General features: G+C 73.3%; 16 protein-coding genes and 1 pseudogene. 10 read left to right on the top strand and 7 right to left on the bottom strand.

The genetic code is table 11. From position 1 onward, the window contains the following. Positions 1–248: 248 nt before the first annotated feature. The 3 genes from ACZ7GZ_RS19590 to ACZ7GZ_RS19580 form a co-directional block, all read right to left on the bottom strand. Positions 249–875, bottom strand: coding sequence for a cytochrome b/b6 domain-containing protein (locus tag ACZ7GZ_RS19590; RefSeq protein WP_471025646.1), 627 nt, complete (start codon positions 873–875; stop codon positions 249–251). Next, positions 859–1587: a molybdopterin-dependent oxidoreductase gene (locus ACZ7GZ_RS19585; protein WP_471025644.1), complete on the bottom strand. Its 729-nt coding sequence runs from the start codon at positions 1585–1587 to the stop codon at positions 859–861. Before ACZ7GZ_RS19585 ends, ACZ7GZ_RS19590 begins: the two co-directional genes overlap by 17 nt. Positions 1588–1696: 109 nt before the next feature. Beyond that, positions 1697–2674, bottom strand: a complete 978-nt coding sequence (locus ACZ7GZ_RS19580; protein WP_471025642.1) for a hypothetical protein — start codon at positions 2672–2674, stop codon at positions 1697–1699. A 329-nt stretch (positions 2675–3003) separates the two neighbouring features. On the opposite strand from ACZ7GZ_RS19580, the gene ACZ7GZ_RS19575 reads away from it, so the two are divergent. The 4 genes from ACZ7GZ_RS19575 to ACZ7GZ_RS19560 all read left to right on the top strand — a co-directional run bounded on the left by ACZ7GZ_RS19575 (position 3004) and on the right by ACZ7GZ_RS19560 (position 5211). Further along, positions 3004–3900: a DMT family transporter gene (locus ACZ7GZ_RS19575; protein ID WP_471025639.1), complete on the top strand. Its 897-nt coding sequence runs from the start codon at positions 3004–3006 to the stop codon at positions 3898–3900. A gap of 70 nt (positions 3901–3970) precedes the next feature. Beyond that, positions 3971–4486: an NUDIX hydrolase gene (locus ACZ7GZ_RS19570; RefSeq protein ID WP_471025636.1), complete on the top strand. Its 516-nt coding sequence runs from the start codon at positions 3971–3973 to the stop codon at positions 4484–4486. Between the two features lie 21 nt (positions 4487–4507). After that, positions 4508–4900: a YidH family protein gene (locus ACZ7GZ_RS19565; RefSeq protein ID WP_450798991.1), complete on the top strand. Its 393-nt coding sequence runs from the start codon at positions 4508–4510 to the stop codon at positions 4898–4900. Beyond that, the gene (locus ACZ7GZ_RS19560; RefSeq protein ID WP_471025633.1) at positions 4888–5211 is read left to right on the top strand and encodes a DUF202 domain-containing protein; all 324 of its coding nucleotides are present in this window, start codon (positions 4888–4890) and stop codon (positions 5209–5211) included. Before ACZ7GZ_RS19565 ends, ACZ7GZ_RS19560 begins: the two co-directional genes overlap by 13 nt. Here ACZ7GZ_RS19560 and ACZ7GZ_RS19555 read toward each other — a convergent pair. Next, positions 5208–6130 (bottom strand): annotated as a pseudogene (locus ACZ7GZ_RS19555) (NADP-dependent oxidoreductase). The gene ACZ7GZ_RS19560 and the pseudogene ACZ7GZ_RS19555 sit on opposite strands and share 4 nt — an antisense overlap. A gap of 114 nt (positions 6131–6244) precedes the next feature. Here ACZ7GZ_RS19555 and ACZ7GZ_RS19550 point away from each other — a divergent pair. The 6 genes from ACZ7GZ_RS19550 to ACZ7GZ_RS19525 all read left to right on the top strand — a co-directional run bounded on the left by ACZ7GZ_RS19550 (position 6245) and on the right by ACZ7GZ_RS19525 (position 12832). Beyond that, positions 6245–6544, top strand: coding sequence for a hypothetical protein (locus ACZ7GZ_RS19550; RefSeq protein ID WP_471025630.1), 300 nt, complete (start codon positions 6245–6247; stop codon positions 6542–6544). Between the two features lie 170 nt (positions 6545–6714). Beyond that, on the top strand, positions 6715–7737 hold the full coding sequence (locus ACZ7GZ_RS19545) for a phosphotransferase family protein (RefSeq protein ID WP_471025627.1): 1023 nt from the start codon (positions 6715–6717) through the stop codon (positions 7735–7737). A gap of 6 nt (positions 7738–7743) precedes the next feature. After that, the gene (locus ACZ7GZ_RS19540; protein ID WP_471025624.1) at positions 7744–8958 is read left to right on the top strand and encodes an acyl-CoA dehydrogenase family protein; all 1215 of its coding nucleotides are present in this window, start codon (positions 7744–7746) and stop codon (positions 8956–8958) included. A gap of 369 nt (positions 8959–9327) precedes the next feature. After that, positions 9328–11019, top strand: coding sequence for a PucR family transcriptional regulator (locus tag ACZ7GZ_RS19535; protein WP_471025621.1), 1692 nt, complete (start codon positions 9328–9330; stop codon positions 11017–11019). Positions 11020–11252: 233 nt separating this feature from the next. Next, complete coding sequence (locus ACZ7GZ_RS19530; RefSeq protein WP_471025619.1) at positions 11253–12614, top strand: type III PLP-dependent enzyme domain-containing protein; 1362 nt, start codon at positions 11253–11255, stop codon at positions 12612–12614. 11 nt (positions 12615–12625) lie between these two features. Further along, a complete protein-coding gene (locus ACZ7GZ_RS19525) occupies positions 12626–12832 on the top strand; it encodes a hypothetical protein (RefSeq protein ID WP_471025616.1) in 207 nt (68 codons plus the stop codon). Between the two features lie 35 nt (positions 12833–12867). Here the strand turns inward: ACZ7GZ_RS19525 and ACZ7GZ_RS19520 are convergent, their stop codons facing one another. The 3 genes from ACZ7GZ_RS19520 to ACZ7GZ_RS19510 are packed head-to-tail and all read right to left on the bottom strand — an operon-like array spanning position 12868 to position 15937. Further along, positions 12868–13461 carry a TetR/AcrR family transcriptional regulator gene (locus ACZ7GZ_RS19520; RefSeq protein WP_471025613.1) on the bottom strand — a complete coding sequence of 198 codons (594 nt, stop codon included), beginning with the start codon at positions 13459–13461 and terminating at the stop codon, positions 12868–12870. A gap of 26 nt (positions 13462–13487) precedes the next feature. After that, positions 13488–15167 (bottom strand): class I adenylate-forming enzyme family protein, encoded by a 1680-nt coding sequence (locus ACZ7GZ_RS19515; protein ID WP_471025611.1) that lies wholly within the window; start codon positions 15165–15167, stop codon positions 13488–13490. Next, the gene (locus tag ACZ7GZ_RS19510; protein ID WP_471025609.1) at positions 15164–15937 is read right to left on the bottom strand and encodes an SDR family oxidoreductase; all 774 of its coding nucleotides are present in this window, start codon (positions 15935–15937) and stop codon (positions 15164–15166) included. Before ACZ7GZ_RS19510 ends, ACZ7GZ_RS19515 begins: the two co-directional genes overlap by 4 nt. Between the last annotated feature and the right edge of the window lie 144 nt (positions 15938–16081).

Below are 16081 nucleotides of genomic sequence, written 5' to 3'. Positions count from 1 at the left end.
GGAGTCGGTGGCGCCGCACGCGGTGCGGCGGGCCGGGGACGTGTCCGGCAGGCATGCGCTGGTGACCGGGGCCGGGCCGATCGGATGCCTGGTGGTCGCGGCGGCGAAGGCGGCCGGCGCGGCCCGGGTGACGGTGACGGACCTGGTGCCGGAGGCGCTCGGGTACGCGGCCGGGGCCGGCACCCTCCTGCGGGCCGACGATCCGCCTGACGCCGGGTGGCCCGAGGAGGCGCACGTCGCCGTCGAGGTCACTCACGCCACAAGGGGTGTTCCCGTTCCGCCCATTCCCTGCTCACCGACCCCGTCCGCAGGCCCCGCCTCGCTTCCGGGTCGCCCAGGGCCATGCCGACGTGGCCGGCCAGGACCACGCCGATGGTCAGGGCCAGCCAGTCGTGCACGAAGGTCGCCGAGGTGCGCCACACCAGGGGCGTGAGGTGGGTGAACCACATCATCAGGCCGGTGCCGAGCATGACCAGCGTGGCGCCGGCGATCCACGCGGCGTAGATCTTCTGGCCGGCGTTGAACTTGCCCGCCGGACGCGAGGAGCGGCGCTTGTCCCGGCTCAGTGCCGCCCACAGCCACACCCGGTCGTGCGGGCCGAAGCGGTTGAGGAAGCGCAGGTCGGCGCGGAAGGCGCGGGAGGCGAGGCCGAGCAGCACCGGCACGGGCAGGGCGAGCCCGGCGCACTCGTGGATGCGGACGACCAGTTCGCGGCGGCCGACCATGACCGCCAGCTGGGGAATGTAGAGGACGGCCGCCGTGACCACGCAGACGCCCATCAGCGCGGCCGTCGTGCGGTGCACCCAGCGTGGGGCCCGGCCGAAGCGGCGGATGCGGGCGCCCGGCGGGGCCGGGGTGTCAGCTCGTAGGCTCATCGGTCCGTCCGTTCGACCGGCCCACCCAGGCGTCGACGTCGTAGCCGAGGTGCTCCCAGTATCCGGGTTCGACCCGGTCGGTGACCGTGATGCCGGAGAGCCACTTGGCCGACTTGTAGAAGTACATGGGGGCGACGTACAGGCGGACCGGGCCGCCGTGGTCGTGGGAGATGTCCTTGTCCTGCATGCGCAGGGCGACCAGGATGTCGGGGCGGCGGGCCTGGGCCAGGGTGAGGCTCTCGGAGTAGGTGCCGTCGAAGCAGTCGAAGCGGATCGCCTTCGCGGTGGAGCGGACTCCGGCCGCGTCCAGGAGGTGGGAGAGACGCACGCCCTCGAAGGGCGTGCCGGGGACCCGCCAGCCGGTGACGCACTGGACGTCCTTGACCACCCGGGTCTGCGGCAGGGCACGCAGGTCGGCGAGGGTGTAGGTGCGCGGGCGGTCCACCAGTCCGCCGATCTTCAGCTGGTAGTCCGCGGCGTCCCGGTGGGGCACGGAGGCGGCCACGGAGTAGTAGCGGAAGCCGCCGCCGTTGGGCAGCAGGCCGGTCAGTCCCGTGGGGTCCTTGCCCGCGACGGCGCCGAGGAAGCCCTCCAGGCCGCGCTGCAGCGCGGGCGCGGCGACGACGCCGAACGCGCCCAGACCGAGGGTGCCGAGGAAGACGCGGCGGCCGACGGGTTTGCCGTGCTGTTCCTCGAATTGTTCAGGGTTCACGTGTTCATTCGAGCACTCGGGGCCTTGCGGGGCCAGGGAACCGGGTCAGTGGTCAGACTTTCGTCATCACTTCTTACGTACGTCCCGGAAAGCCGTACGACTCAGTCCCTCAGTGCCCCAGTGCGCGGGCACGGGCCGCCCGGAAGGCCACCAGGGGGTCACTGTGCACGGAGGACCAGGGGTCCGGGGTGGCGTGCCGGCCGATGCGCTGGAAGAGGGCCGCCGCCTCGGCCGGGCGGCCGGCACAGGACAGGGCGAAGGCCAGGTGGTTGAGGTCGATGTGGCGGCGGGGGTGTTCGTCGTGCTCCCACTCCAGCCACCAGTCGAAGCCGGCGTGCAGGATCCGGCGGGCCCGCGGGCCGGACCAGTGGCCAGAGGCGGCGGGCTCGGCGGGGGCCAGGCCGGCGGCGACGAGCACCCGGTAGCGCTCGGCGAGGGCGACGACCGGCAGGACGGCGAGCGGGGAGTCGGCCGGGGCCTCGGCGGCGGCCAGCTCGGCGAGGTCGTACACCTCGTGGTCCTCGGCGGCCCGGCCGCCGGAGGGCCGTTCGGCCAGGCGGGCCAGGAGGAGATGGTGGGCGTGGTGGTGTTCGGGGTGGCGGCGGCGCAGCTCGGCGAAGGCGCCGAGCACCTCGTGCTCCGGGCCGAGGGTGCGGGCCAGCTGGAGTAACCCCAGCCAGGGGGTGGGATCGGCGGGGGCGAGTGCGGCGGCCTCGGCGCAGGCCTCGCGGGCCCGGTCGGGATCCTCCTTGCCGCGCAGGGCGCGCTCGACCCGGGCGAGGGCGTACAGCGCGGCGGCGTCGGCGGAGCCGGGTTCGGCCTGCAGCCAGTCGCCGGCCCAGGCCACGGCGTACGGCTCCCGGGCGAGCACGGTCAGGCGGTGACCGCGGCGGTCCCAGTCGTCACCGGTGTGCAGCAGCAGGGAGCGGGCGGCCTGGCGCCTGCCCTGGGCCAGGGCGGCGCGCGCGGTGCACAGCTCAACGTCGTCGAGGGCGTCGTCGAAGGCGCCGGAGCCGTCCGGGGCGGTGTCACCGGACTGGTCCGAGCGGGTACGGCGCGCGCCGAGCACGGGTGGGAGAGGGGGCACCGCGGGACTTCCTGTTTCTCGGGCTGCCATCGACCGATCACGCACAGCAAACCCCCAGCCAAGGATCGCGTCAAGCGGAACGAGGCGATTGCTCCCTTCAACTACCGTCGTGCACAGGGAACTTGGAGGACTCCGCGCAGGTGGGCCGGGGCGCCGCGGGGGGTCCCGGTGGGTGGCTGTGGCGTACGCCATGGCGCCGGGCCGCCCGGCCACGGACCATGGCGAGTCAACCGCCCGGTTCCGGGCACTTCCGGGTACTCCGAGTCCCGGGAGCGCTACAGTCGGCCACTACGCACCCGTGGTCCGGCCGGATGATCGAGGTACGCAGCGTGTCCGTTCTGGTTCTCCTTCTCGCCGTGAGTGCCGCCTGCTGTCTGGGCTTCGGATTCGTGCTCCAGCAGAACGCCGCGGAGAAGGCTCCGCTCAGCGACTTCCTGTCCTTCCGGCTGCTGCTCGACCTGATGCGCGTGCCGCGCTGGCTGGGCGGGCTCGGTCTGATGGTGGCCGGCATGGTGCTCGGCGCGATCGCCCTCGGCAAGGGCGAGATCTCCCTGGTCGAACCGCTGCTCGCGACCAACCTGCTGTTCGCGCTGGCCCTCTCCCGGCACCAGACCAAACAGTCCCTGGGCCGCCAGGGCTGGGCGGGACTGCTGCTGCTCGCGGGCGGGGTGAGCGCGTTCATCACGGCGGGCGAGCCGCGCGGCGGCAGCGCGATCGCCGATCCGCTGCGGCACTGGCTGATCATCGGCGCGATGGTGGGCGCGGCCCTCGTGCTCACGACGTACGGCAAGCGTTCCCGGCTGAGCTGGGGCCCGGTGCTGCTGGCCACCGCCGCCGGGCTGCTGTACGGCGTGCAGGACGCGCTGACCCGGGTGAGCGGCACCCGTTTCTCCGAAGGCGGCTTCACCGAGCTGTTCACCGGCTGGCAGCCGTACGGCGTGCTGGCGTGCGGGGTCACCGGGCTCGTCCTGGTGCAGAGCGCGTTCGAGACGGCCCCGCTGCGCATGTCCCTGCCGGCGCTCACCGCCGCCGAGCCGCTCGCGGGGATCCTGTGCGGCGTCGGTTTCCTCGGCGACCGGCTGCACACCGACACGGGGGCGCTGGCCTGGGAGGCGGCCGGGCTCGCGGCGGTGGTGGCGGGCATCATGCTGCTCGGGCTGCACCCGGCGATGCCGTGCGGCACGGCGGAGGCGGAGCCGTCGGCGCCGGGCCTCCAGCGGCGCTGAGCGGGCCCCTACCGGGAACGGGGCACGCACCCGGCTTGGCCGGAACCGGTCACCCCGCTTGGATGGAGCCATGAACCCCGCAGATGAGATCCTCGACATCGTCGACGAGAACGACCAGGTCATCGGCCAGTACCCGCGCGGCGAGGCGTATGCGAAGGGTCTGCGCCACCGTTGTGTGTTCATCCAGGCCCGGGACGCGGCCGGGCGGCTCTTCGTGCACCGGCGCACGGCCACCAAGCTGGTCTTCCCGGCCCTGTACGACATGTTCGTCGGCGGGGTCGTCGGGGCGGGCGAGTCCTACGACGAGGCGGCACTGCGGGAGGCCGAGGAGGAGCTGGGCGTGCGCGGGCTGCCGCGGCCGGCCTTCCTCTTCAAGTTCCTGTACGAGGACGGGGCCGGGAACAGCTGGTGGTCGGCGGTGTACGAGGTGTGCTGCGAGCTGCCCGTGAACCCCCAGGTGGAAGAGGTCCAGTGGCACGGCTTCCTGCCCGAGGAGGAGGTCGAGCGGCGGCTCGGCTCGTGGGAGTGGGTGCCGGACGGGCTGGCGGCGTACGAGCGGCTGAAGGCGTTCCGGAACCGTGGGTGAGGCGCCGGTAGGGTCGACCGCGTGAGCGAATTCGTACGGAACATCCGGCTGTGGTTCGCGCCGGAGCAGGTGCGCGACGAGGGCGGCACACCCGACTACCGGTTCTCGCTGGCCAACGAGCGCACCTTCCTGGCCTGGCTGCGCACGGCCCTCGCGCTGATCGGCGGCGGATTCGCGGTGGACCAGTTCCTGCCGGACCTGCGCTGGGCGTGGCGGGTCGGGCTCGCGCTCGCACTGCTCGGCGCCGGGGTGCTGTGCTCCCTGCGCGCGGTGAACCACTGGGTGCGCTGCGAGCGGGCGATCCGGCGCGGCGAGGACCTGCCCGCCTCCCGGTTCCCGGCGCTGCTGAGCCTGGTCGTCGCGGTGGTGGCCGTGGCCATGGTCGTGGTGGTCCTGGTCGGATGGGAGGGATGAGCACGGCCGGGCGGGACCCGGGGCTGCAACCGGAGCGGACCCGGCTGGCCTGGCGCCGTACCACCCTGTCCGCCGCCGTGGCCGCCGTGCTCGGCATAAAGACCGCGCTGCACGGCGGGCCCTCGGCCGGCGGGGTCGTCGCATGCGCGGTGTGCTGCGCCCTGTGGCTGGGCTTCCTCCGCGTGGCCCACCTGCGCATCCGCGCCCTGGCCTCCGGAGTCCGGCCGCCCGCGCTCGCCCCCCGGCACGCGACGGCGGCGGTGCTGTACGCGGTGGCGCTGGCGGCCTGCGCCACCGTACTCGTCGTCTAGCCCGGCGCGGCTTCCTCGGTCTCCCAGTCCACCGTCACCACGATCTTCCCCCGGGTGCGGCCCTCCTGGTTCAGCCGGTGCGCGTCCGCCGCCCGCTCCAGCGGGAAGGTCTCCTGGACGTGACCAGTTCGGTGAGGTCCTCGGCGTCGGGGCGGACGAAGCAGTAGGAGCCGCCGTAGCCGACCACCTCCGGGTCGGCGATCGAGGCCAGGCGGCCCTCCGGGGCGAGCAGGCCGGCCGAGGTCTTCAAGGTGTCGCCGCCGATGGTGTCGAAGACCGCGTCCACGCCCTCCGGAACGAGCCCGCGCACCCGTTCGGCCAGGCCCTCGCCGTACGTCACCGGCTCGCCACCGAGGCCGCGCACATGGTCGTGGTTGCGCTCGCTCGCCGTGCCGATGACGCGGGCGCCGAGGTGGACGGCGATCTGGACGGCGAGGGAGCCGACCCCGCCGGCCGCCGCGTGCACCAGCACCGTCTCGCCGCGTTGGACCTCCAGCGCCTTGACGAGCACCTGGTAGGCGGTGAGCCCGGCGAGCGGGAGTCCGGCGGCCTCCTCGAAGGACAGGTTGCGCGGCTTGCGGGCCAGCGTGCGCACGGGCGCGGCGACGTACTCGGCGAAGGTGCCGCGGGAGAGGAAGTCCTCACGGCAGTAGCCGATGACCTCGTCGCCGACGGCGAACTCCGTGACCGCGGCGCCCGGCTGGACGACCACCCCGCTGACGTCCCAGCCCGGGATGACCGGGAAGACGGCGTCGAGGAGCGCGTCGAGATAGCCCTCGCGGCACTTCCAGTCGACCGGATTGACGGCCGCCGCACGCACCTTGACCAGCACGTGGTCGGGGCCGACCTTCGGGTCGCGCACCTCACCGTACTCCAGCACCTCGGGTCCGCCGTAGTGGCCGTAGCTGATGCCCTTCATGTCCTAGACCCTCCGGGGTACTCGTGCGCCACGCAACCGGTATGCACCGATATGCACCATTCGGCCACGTAGCCTGTCCGTCGCCAGACCCCCGTACCCCCGAAGGCGAGCACCATGACCATCCTTCACCAGGAACACACCGAACACGGCACACACAGGCACGGTCCGGGCTGCGGGCACAACGCCGTACCGCACGGCGACCACCTGGACTACGCGCACGACGGACACCTGCACCGCGAACACGAGGGCCACTGGGACGAGTGCGAGCCGGCCGGGCACACCGTCCACGAGGGCCACGAGCACGTGCACTACGACGAGTGCGGGCACGCCCAGGTGCCGCACGGCGACCACGTCGACTATCTGCACGACGGGCACCGGCACGCCGAGCACGACGGCCACTGGGACGACCACTGACCGGCCGTACCGCAGGGGCCGGCGGCTCCCCGGGCAGTACGCCGGGGAGCCGTCGGCCGTATCGTGGCTCCGGTCACGTTTGACCTCCTGTTGAGCGGACGCACTGGACGACATACCGACCGGTCGGCATCATGAGTCGGGTCCTGTTCACCCGTTCGTAGGAGTGATGTATGAGCGCCGACCACCCGCCCGGACTCGACCTGGACCGGCTGCGCGCCCTCCTCGACCGCGAGCGCCCCGGTCTGGTGACCGGCCCCCTGAGCGGCCGGCTGATCGAGGGCGGACGGTCGAACCTCACCTACGCGCTGTCCGACGGCACCTCGAAGTGGGTCGTCCGCCGGCCCCCGCTCGGCCATGTCCTGGCCACCGCGCACGACATGAAGCGCGAGCACCGCGTGATCAGCGCCCTGCACCCGACGTCCGTGCCGGTGCCGCGCCCGGTGCTGCTGTGCGAGGACGAGGAGGTGCTCGGGGCGCCGTTCTACGTCATGGAGTTCGTCGAGGGCACCCCCTACCGCACCGCCGAGCAGCTCGCCCCGCTGGGCCCCGAGCGCACCCGGAACGCGGTGCTGTCCCTGGTGGACACGCTGGTCGAGCTGCACGCGGTGGATCCCGCCGAGGTGGGCCTCGAGGACTTCGGGCGGCCCGAGGGCTTCCTTGACCGGCAGCTGCGCCGCTGGGGCAAGCAGCTGGACGCCTCCCGCAACCGTGAGCTGGCCGGCATCGACGAACTGCACGCGGCCCTCGGCCGGTCCCTGCCCGTCTCCCCCGCCCCGGCCGTCGTCCACGGCGACTACCGGCTCGACAACGTCCTGATCGGGGGCGACGACCGGATCACGGCGATCCTCGACTGGGAGATGTCGACCCTCGGCGATCCGCTCACCGACCTGGGCCTGCTGGTGATGTACAGCCAGCCGCTCGGCACGCCCGACTCCCCCGTGTCGACGACCGCGGAGGCCCCCGGGCACCCGTCCCCGCAGGAGCTGGTCGAGCGGTACGCCGAGCGCTCGGGGCGGGACGTGTCGGCCGTCTCCTGGTACACGGCGTTCGCCTGGTTCAAGCTCGCCGTGATCCTGGAGGGCATCCACTACCGGTACACGCTCGGCCAGACCGTCGGCCGCGGCTTCGACCGGATCGGCGATCTCGTGCCCGTCTTCATCGACCACGGACTGACCACTCTTCAGGAAGGCTGACCCGCCATGGACTTCGCGTTCGACGCGCGCACCGAGGAACTCCGGGCCAGGCTGCTGGCCTTCATGGACGAGTACGTGTACCCGGCGGAGGCGGTGGCGGAGGAGCAGCGGGCCGCGCTGGCCTCCCCGTGGGACACCCCGGCCGTGGTCGGGGAACTGAAGGCCGAGGCCCGCAGGCGGGGCCTGTGGAACCTCTTCCTCCCCGACGCCGAGTACGGTGCCGGGCTGACGAACCTCCAGTACGCGCCGCTGGCCGAGATCACCGGCCGTTCCCCGCATCTCGCGCCCACCGCGACGAACTGCGCCGCGCCCGACACCGGGAACATGGAGGTGCTGGCGCAGTTCGGCAACGAGCAGCAGAAGAAGCAGTGGCTGGAGCCGCTGCTGGCCGGCGAGATCCGCTCGGCGTTCGCGATGACCGAGCCGGAGGTGGCCTCCTCGGACGCCACCAACATCACCACGCACATCGAGAGGGACGGCGACGACTACGTCATCACCGGCCGCAAGTGGTACATCTCCGGCGCGATGAACCCGGACTGCAGGATCTTCATCGTGATGGGCAAGACGGACCCGGACGGCGCCGACATCCGCCGTCAGCAGTCGATGGTCCTGGTGCCGCGTGACACGCCGGGCGTGACCGTCAAGCGCGCGATGCAGGTCTTCGGCTACGAGGACCACTCCCACGGCGGCCACGCCGAGGTGGTCTTCGACCACGCGCGCGTGCCGGTCACGAACCTGATCGGCGAGGAGGGCGGCGGCTTCGCCATCGCCCAGGCCCGGCTCGGCCCGGGCCGCATCCACCACTGCATGCGGCTGATCGGCATGGCCGAGCGGGCGATCGAGCTGATGTGCCGCCGGGCGGTCTCGCGTACCGCGTTCGGCAAGGCGCTGGCCCAGCAGGGAGTGGTCCAGAACTGGATCGCCGACGCCCGGGTCACCGTCGAGCAGCTGCGGCTGCTGGTGCTGAAGACGGCCTGGCTGATGGACACCGTCGGCAACAGGGGTGCCCACACGGAGATCCAGGCCATCAAGATCGCCACTCCGCGTGCGGTGGCCGGCATCCTCGACCGGGCCATCCAGCTGCACGGCGCGGGCGGGGTGAGCCAGGACTTCCCGCTGGCCGATCTGTACGCGAGCGCCCGCACGCTGATGCTCGCCGACGGCCCCGACGAGGTCCACCAGCGGTCGCTGGCGCGGCGCGAGCTGAAGAAGCACCTGTGAGCGGGGGCCGGTGCGGCACCCGCCGCCGCACCGGCTCGCCGCGGCCCTGCCCCGGACCGCCTGCCTCGGACCGCCTGGCTCGGACCGCCCGCGCCGTCCAGCACGGTGCACCCGGCACCTTCCGTACGGACGGTGCCGGGTGCCTTCCCGTGTTGCCACACCGTCCCGACGTCGCGCCTCCCTGCGTGCCGCCTCCCCACGTCGCGCCTTCCCGTGTTCTGCCTCCCCTCGCGTCGCGCCTTCTCATGTACCGCCCCCCGCGTCGCGCCTTCCCCCTGTCCTGCGTGCACCGTTGAGCGCACGGCCGGTCTGTGATGTCGTACCTCTTCCGGAACCGGCACGGCAGCCGGCGGCGCGAGGAGGCGAAGCGTGGCGGACCTGCGGGATCACTCGGAGTGGAGCAGGGCCACGGAGCCCCGGGCGACCTTGGAGCGGTTGCTGTCCGTCGTGGGCCCGGGGGTCCTGGAGCTGGACACGGCACCGGCCGGACTGGACGTGCCCGTCAGCGGTGTAGGCGTGCTGGACGCGCTGGACCCCGAGATCGGACGGGGGGTGTTGTTACTCGCCGTCGGCATCGACGCCGGATCGGCGCAGGCACTGGACGTCGTGCGCCCGGCCGGCGCGGCGGGAGCCGTCGGAGTGGTGTTCGGTTCCGAGCGCACCGAGCGCACCGGCAGGGCCGCCGCCGCGCTGCGGACGGCCGCCGAAGAGGCCGGTACGGCGGTGCTGTTCCGTACCCGCTGGTGCCCCTGGGACCAGTTGGTCGGCGTGCTGCGGGCCGGGCTGGCCTCGGTGGGGGCGCCGCCCGTGCCCGGGGCGCCCGGACCGGCCCTCGGCGACCTCGACGGGCTGGCCGATGCGGTGGCCGCCCTGGTGGGCGGCTCGGTGACCATCGAGGACACCGAGTCCCGGGTCCTCGCGCACTCGTCGACCGAGGAGAACGTGGACGAGATGCGCCGGCTGACCATCCTGGGGCGGCGCGTGCCGCCCTGGCGGGTGGCCGCCATGCGGGAGGCGGGGCTGTTCCGCGCACTGTGGACCACGGACGACGTCCTGCACCGGCGGGCCCAGGGGGACGACCCGGAGCGCCTGGTGTGCGCCGTGCGGGCGGGCGGCGAGGTGCTGGGGTCCGTCTGGGTGGCCGCGGTCGCCGGCCGGCCCCTGGCCCCGAACGCGGCGGAGGCCCTGCGGGCGGCGTCCCGGGCGGCGGCCGCCCACCTGCTCCACCACCGCACGCGCGGCGCCGACAGCCGTCTGGTGGAGGACGCCGCGCGTGCGCTGCTGGAGGAGCGTGGATCCGCCGAACTGCTCGCCGAGCGCATGGCGCTGCCGGCGCAGGAGCCCTGCGCCGTGCTGGCGGTGGGTCTCGGCGCGCCTGACCCGCAGTCGGCGCCGTTCGAGGAGCCGTCACGCATGTACGGCCTGCTCAGCCTGCACTGCACCGCGCTCGGTCACCGGGTGGTGGTCGTGCCGGCGGGCGGTCGGGCACTGGTCCTGGTGGGCGCGCTGGCGCGGGATCCGCTGGCCGCCCGTGAACAGGTGACGAAACTCGGCACGTCGCTGGCCGCACAGCTGTCGGCCGCGACGGGCCGGCAGGTGCGGGTCGGACTGGGCGAGGCGGTCCCGTCGCCGGCCGCGGCGGCCAGGTCTCGCCGGGACGCCGAGCTGGTCCTCCGGGCCCTCACCGGCCCGGGAGACCCCCGCACGGTGGCCCGGGTCGAGGACGTGGCGGACAGGATCGGCATTCTGCAGGTGGTCGAGGCGCTGCGGGACGTACGGCTGCCGCCGGGGACGTCGGTGGAGCGGCTGGCCGCGTCCGACGCCGAGCAGGGCGGAAGCCTCGTGCAGACCCTGCGGGCCTACCTGGACCACTTCGGTGACGTGTCCGCCGCCGCCCGCAGCCTCTCGCTGCACCCCAACAGCCTGCGCTACCGGCTGAGCCGGATCACCAAGGTCTGCGGGCTCGACCTCGACGACCCGGACGCGCGCCTGCTGGCACAACTGCAACTGCGCGTGGCGGAGCACGACGTGGCGACACCGGGGCCACCGGCAGGACCGTGACGGGACGGCTGGCCGGTCCGCCGTTCGTCCGTCCGCACCAACGGGGGGCGCCGTTGTCGTCGGCGCCCACAACGGCGCGGCCCACCCGGTGCGTCGGTGCCGCCCGTCACCGTCATGGGCGGGGTGCCTGTGCCGAATCGACGAAGACGGCCGGGTGGCGCGGCGGCCAGTCTGGGGATGCGCCCGGGGACCACGCGCCCGGGCCTTACGATCCCGACCCCGGAAGGCTCGCCATGACCGCTGTGACCCACGCCGCCGCACGGCGTGAACGCATCCTGCAGGAGGCCGTACGCCAGGGACTGCTGGACCCGGAAGGGGCCCTGCTGGCCGCCTTCGTCGACCTCGACGGGGTCGAGGCCACGGTCGGGGCCCTGCGCGACGCCTTTCCCGGCCCGCCCGAACTGCCGGGCGTCCTGCACACGTTCGCCGCGAAGGCCAACTGCCTCGTGCCGGTGCTCCGGGAGCTGGCAGGGCTCCGCATGGGCTGCGAGGTCGCGACCGCGGGCGAGCTGGCCCGGGCGCTGGAGGCCGGCTTCCCCGCCGACCGGATCGTCTTCGACGCTCCCGCCAAGACCCGGGCGGAGCTGGAGCGGGCCCTGGCCCACGGGGTGTCCGTCAACGCGGACAACTTCCAGGAACTGGAGCGGATCGGGGGGATCCTCGCGCGGCGCGCCTCGACGTCGCGGATCGGGGTGCGCGTCAACTGCCAGGTCGGCGGCGGCGCCATCGCCGCGATGAGCACGGCCACCAGCACCTCGAAGTTCGGCGTCCCGCTGACCGACCCGGGCAACCGGGAACGGCTGATGCGGGCGTTCGGCGCGTATCCGTGGCTGACCTGGGTGCACACGCACACCGGGTCCCAGGGCTGCCCCCTGGATCTCATGGCCCGCGGGGTGGCGCAGGCGGTGGAGTTCGCCGGCCAGGTCGAGGCGGCCTTCGGCCCGGGCCGGGTCGCGGGCATCGACATCGGCGGCGGGCTCCCTGTCAATTTCGCCGACGACGAGGTCACGCCCACGTTCGCGACGTACGTGGAGCAGTTGCGGGCCCACGCCCCGGGTCTCTTCGGGGGCAGGTACCAGGTCGTCACCGAGTTCGGCCGCTCGCTCCTCGCCAAGAACGGCTTCCTGGCCGCGTACGTCGAGTACACCAAGGCCGCCGGGGGCCGCCCGATCGCGATCACCCACGCGGGCGTTCAGGTCGCCACCCGGACCGTGTTCAACCCCGACGCCTGGCCGCTGCGGATCGAGGCGTACGACGGGCAGGGCAGGGTCAGGCGGGACCGTCCCGTGCGCCAGGACGTCGCGGGTCCGGCCTGCTTCGCCGGCGACCTGCTGGCGCGTGACCGCGCGCTGCCCCTGCTCCGCCCGGGCGACCTGGTCGTCGTCCCGGACACCGGCGCCTACTACTTCTCGACGCCGTTCCACTACAACAGCCTGCCCGAACCGGCGGTGCACGGCGTCCGTGCGCACGCGGACGGCCGGATCGACTTCACGCTCGTCCGTCCCGCGCAGGATCCGTGGCGGCTCTCGGACCGGGACGGCGTGAACCCACAGGCCCCGGAACCGGTGGGCGCCGCGGCCCACGACATCAGGTGAGGAGTCCGAGGGTGCCCCAGCGTGACCGCACGCGGCCCGGCGGGAGCGGGCCGCTCCTCACCCAGCGCGCCGCCATCGTGTTCCTGCTCGCCGCGCTGGCCGGCGCCGGCGCCACCGTCCTCGCGGCCCTGGCGGGCAACGCGTGGCCGGTCGCGGTCAGCGTCGGCGGCGGCGCGGCGGCCTCGGCCGTGCTGTTCTTCAAGGAGATCATCGGCTGATCCCCGCAAGCGGCTCCGGCCGCACGGCGCCCGTGCTACGGACGCAGCGCCCGCAGCAGCAGGTCGGCGAGGTGGTCGGCGACCTGCTGGGGGGTGAGGGGGCCGTCGGGGCGGTACCAGGTGGACAGGTGGTGGACGGAGCCGAAGTGGTAGTCCACCACCAGGTCGGCCGGCGTCGCCGTGGAGAAGACGCCCTCCTTCTGGCCCTCCTCGATGAGCGCGCGGAACCGTTCGTGGTAGCGCCGGCGCTCCGCGCGGACCTGCTTGTTCTTCTCCGGGCTCAGATGGTGCATGGACCGGAAGAAGATCATCGCGTCGTCGAGGTTCTCGATCGTCGTGACGACCACGTCCGCCGCCGCGCCTCTGAGCCGCTGCTCCACCGGCGCGTCCATGCCGGCGAAGTGGTCCAGCCGCTCCTGCTGGATGCGCAGCACGCGCGCGTACACCTCGTGCAGGAGGTCGTCCTTGGAGCCGAAGTAGTGGTACAGCGCCCCCTTGGTGACGCCGGCCGCCTCCACGATCTCCTGCACGGAGGTGCGGTCGTATCCCCGCTCGGCGAAGAGCCGGGTGGCGGCGGCCAGCAGCCGCTGCGGAACGGGCGTCCCGTCTCCGTCCGTCGTCCTGGGCACTGCCGCCACCTGCCTTTCCTCGTCGCCTACTGACCGGCGTTGCTGTTGTCGTGCGCCCGGGAACGCAGTTCCCGACGGAGGATCTTCCCACTCGCCGTCTTGGGCAGGTCGGGCAGGATCTCCACCTGGCGCGGGTACTTGTACGCGGCCAGTCTCTCCTTGCAGTACACCGCGAGTTCGTCCGGGGCCGCCTCGGCGCCCGGACGCAGGCTGATATAGGCCTTGACGGTCTCGCCACGATAGCCGTCGGGGACGCCCACGACGGCCGCCTCGCGCACCGCCGGGTGGGTGTACAGCACGTCCTCGACCTCGCGGGGCCACACCTTGAAGCCGGACGCGTTGATCATGTCCTTCTTGCGGTCGACGACGTACAGCCAGCCGTGTGCGTCCATGAAGCCGATGTCGCCGGTGCGCAGCTCGCCGTCCGGGAAGGTCTCGGCGGTGGCGTCCGGGCGCCGCCAGTAGCCGGGGATGACCTGGGGCCCGCGTACGACGATCTCGCCCTGCTCCCCGAAGGGCACCTCCGCGCCCTCCTCGTCCACGATCCTGACGAGCGTGTCGGCGCCGGGCAGGCCCACCGACAGGGTCCCGGAGACGGGGTCCACGGGGGCCTCCAGGCCGGGCGGGACGGCGGCGCAGGGGCCGGAGCACTCGGTGAGGCCGTAGCCGACGCGGATGTACGGCCCGAAGCGCTCGCGGAACCCCTCCACCAGGGCGGGCGGCACGGGCGCGCCGCCGGAGGACAGGTTCACGAAGGAGGTGAAGTGCTCCGCGGTGGCGTCGGGGTGGGCCGCGAGCGCCATGTAGGCGGTGGACGGGCCGACCGTGTAGTGCGGGTGGTGCTCGGCGAAGGCCTCCAGGACGAGTCCGGGCTCGAAGCGGTAGGCGAGCACCAGAGTGCCCGCGCTGTTCAGGCAGGCGGCGAACTGGCACACCATGCCGGTGATGTGGAACAGCGGGGCGAGCGCGTAGTAGACCGGCGCCTCGGGCAGCGCGAGCCCGGTCCGCTGCCGCTCGGCGTTGTGCATGATGTTGCCGTGCAGGTTGGTGGCGCCCTTGGGGGTGCCGCTCGTACCCGAGGTGTAGCTGATCAGCGCGATGTCGTCCGGGCGCGGGTCGCGGCCCTCGGGTGCCTTTGCGCCCTGCCGGGCGACGGCCACGAGGTCGTCGGCGTCCGGCGCCTGGGGCAGCCGCTCGAAACCGAGCACGCGCGTGTCGTCGCGCGTCTGGAAGTCCCGCTCGCAGGCGGTGAGGACGACCCGCACGGGCGAGTCGGCGGCCGTGGTGCGCAGATACGACTCCCAGGCCCGGTCGGAGCAGACCAGCGCGGCCACGTCGCCGTCCCGCAGGACGTGCCCGACCTCGCCCGACTTGTACATGGGGTTGACCGGGACGACGGTCGCGCCGGCCTTCCAGGCGCCGAGGACCGCGAGGACGAAGTGCGGGGAGTTCTGCAGCAGCACGGCCACCCGGTCACCGCGCTCCAGCCCGCGCGCGGCGAGGTGGCCGGCGACGGAGTCGGTCAGTTCGTCCACCTCGCGGTAGCTGAGCCGGGCGTCGAAGTAGGCGAGGAAGGCACGGTCGGGCGCCTCGGCGACGGCGGCCCGCAGGGCGTGCACGACGGAGCCGGCGGGGTCCACCGGAGCGCGCTGGACGTCGTCGAGCAGGGCCAGCCAGGGCCGGTCCGCGTACCGGGAGGCGCTCACCGGCCCTCCTCCCACTTGCGCTGGAGGTGGTTCATGCCGCTCAGCCAGCGATCCGGCTCGGTGGCCCGCGCCTGGTAGTACTCGGCCACCTCGGGGTGCGGCAGGATCAGGAAGCGGTCCTCCTCGATGCCCCGGAACAGGGCGTCGGCGACGGCCTCCGGCTCGATCGCGGTCGGATGGAGCACCAGGTCCCCGGCGCTGCCGGTCGCGGCCAGCATGTCCGTCCGCACGCCCTGCGGACAGACGGCGTGCACCTTCAGACCCCGGTGGCGGTACGTCAGCGACAGCCACTCGGCGAAGGCGTAGGCGCCGTGCTTGGTGACGCTGTAGGAGGGGGCGCCGATCATGGTGAGGAGCCCGGCGGCCGACACCGTGGACACGAACCGCCCGGCGCCCCGCTCCAGCCACCCGGGCAGCAGCTCGTGTGCCGCGCGGACATGCGCCATGACGTTCACGTCCCAGGACACCGCCCAGGACCTCTCGTCGAGCGGCCCGCCCGCGCCGCCGTCCTCGAAGGCGACACCGGCGTTGGCACAGTAGACGTCGACGGTGCCGCCGAGCGCGTCCCGGGCGTCGCCGACGATCGCGGAGGCGTCGCCCGGCACGGCGATCCCGCCGATCTCCCCGGCCACCGCCTTGGCCTTCTCGCCATCCAGGTCGTTCACGACCACCCGGGCCCCCGCGGCGGCGAACCGCCGGGCCAACGCGGCCCCGATCCCACCGCCGGCCCCGGTGACGACCACTCCCGCATCCTGCACGGCTTCCACCATCGGTCTCCTTCGACACGACTTCGCGCGGCGCGCATCGGCTCTGATCCGGGCCAGACTAACCAGTCGGTATGTGTAAAAGGAAGGGCGGCTGCACCAACCTCAAGGAGCGCGCGGAACTGCGCGAGCAACCACAGACGGCGTGCA

It is taken from the genome of Streptomyces sp. NPDC037288, assembly GCF_055603265.1.
The sequence above is the reverse complement of the archived record's forward strand: the minus strand, read 5'-3'. Positions and strand labels throughout refer to the sequence as shown.